Origin of the sequence: Psychrobacter immobilis (genome assembly GCF_904846065.1) — a bacterium.
Classification (GTDB): domain Bacteria; phylum Pseudomonadota; class Gammaproteobacteria; order Pseudomonadales; family Moraxellaceae; genus Psychrobacter; species Psychrobacter immobilis_H.
In genome coordinates this window covers 1-1,425 of the sequence record NZ_CAJGZV010000023.1, presented here as the reverse complement: position 1 = coordinate 1,425, position 1,425 = coordinate 1, and the positions used below count along the sequence as shown (strand labels likewise).

General features: G+C 44.8%; 1 protein-coding gene and 1 pseudogene. Both read left to right on the top strand.

What is annotated here, in order from left to right; all coding sequences use genetic code 11:
• A pseudogene (locus JMW64_RS13865) lies at nucleotides 1–283 on the top strand (NAD(P)/FAD-dependent oxidoreductase); the annotation flags it as partial.
• Nucleotides 280–1,425, top strand: a 1,146-nt coding sequence (locus tag JMW64_RS13860) for a molybdopterin-dependent oxidoreductase (RefSeq protein WP_227694312.1), incomplete at its 3' end; no start/stop codon positions are given. The pseudogene JMW64_RS13865 and the gene JMW64_RS13860, both read left to right, overlap by 4 nt.

Here is a 1,425-nt window from a genome sequence, read left to right as displayed (position 1 = left end):
ACAAGTTGATTTTGATGAAAGTGATGCCTTAAATATAGAAACCATCACCTATCAGCAAACCAGCATCAACCACTATCACCGCCTCTACTTGCGAGACAACAAGCTCGTCGGCGCGGTACTCTACGGTGAGGTAAATGAAGGCGGTTTTTACAGTGAACTGGTTAACAGTAGCACTGATATTACAGCGATAAGAGAGCATTTAATCTATGGTGCGGCCTACTGTGATTTGAATACCCTAAATTCAAGCAATATAGCAAAGGATGCAGTAGAGGAAGTCTTATGAATGACAACCTCAGCGAAAAGACTCTAAAGGTTTCTAAAAATACCCAAAACATGACAAGCCAAGTCATTGCGACGCAAGATATAAGTGCAACCACAAACCCTACTCAAATAACGCCACTAGGCGCTTTAAACAACCATTCGGTAACGACCATTCGTACCACTTGTCCTTATTGCGGCGTCGGCTGCGGGGTTTTAGCTCAGGTTGATACAGCTGGCACTATCAGTGTAACAGGCGACCCTGAGCATCCTGCCAATTTTGGCAAACTGTGCTCAAAGGGGAGTGCGCTGGCACAAACTTTAGGTAGTACGCGGCGCTTAACCGAACCTTATTATCAAAACAAACTGATGTCTATGCAACGACAACAGGCTATGCCAATAGCGCCATTAGATACAGCTTCTAGTAATAAAGCTATAAACGCATCTGCGACAAAAGCGCTCATAGAAAATACGGATTGGGACACAGTATTAGAAGATATTGCTCAGCGCCTAAATGACACTATTACCAAACATGGTCGAGACAGCATTATGTTCTATGTCTCAGGGCAGCTATTGACTGAAGATTATTATGTCGCCAATAAATTTATCAAGGGCTTTATCGGTAATAACAATATCGATTCTAACTCGCGTCTATGTATGTCATCAGCGGTGGCGGGACACAAACGTGCGTTTGGCGCAGATGTCGTCCCTGGTAACTACGAGGATTTAGAAGCCTGTGATTTATTAGTGCTGGTTGGCTCCAATATGGCATGGTGTCACCCTATATTATTTGGGCGCTTCCTTACTGCCAAAAAAGCGAATGCTAATAAAAAACTCATCGTTATTGACCCGCGCCGTACTGACTCTTGCGAGTTTGCAGATTTACATTTGCCTATCGCTGCGGGCACCGATACGCATTTATACAATGGACTACTGCATTATCTTAGCGAGCAAGAATGCGCAGATGAGGCTTATCTTGAGTATGCGAGCGGTGTTGATGACGCTTTGAGTGCGGCTAAAACATGGAGCATTGAGAAAGTGGCAAGCGCTTGCCAAGTCAGTATCCAAAGTATTCGCCAGTTCTATCAGCTAGTCGCTAGCCATGATAAGACAGTGACCGCGTTTAGTATGGGCGTCAACCAGTCCAAAAGCGGCACTGACAAGGTC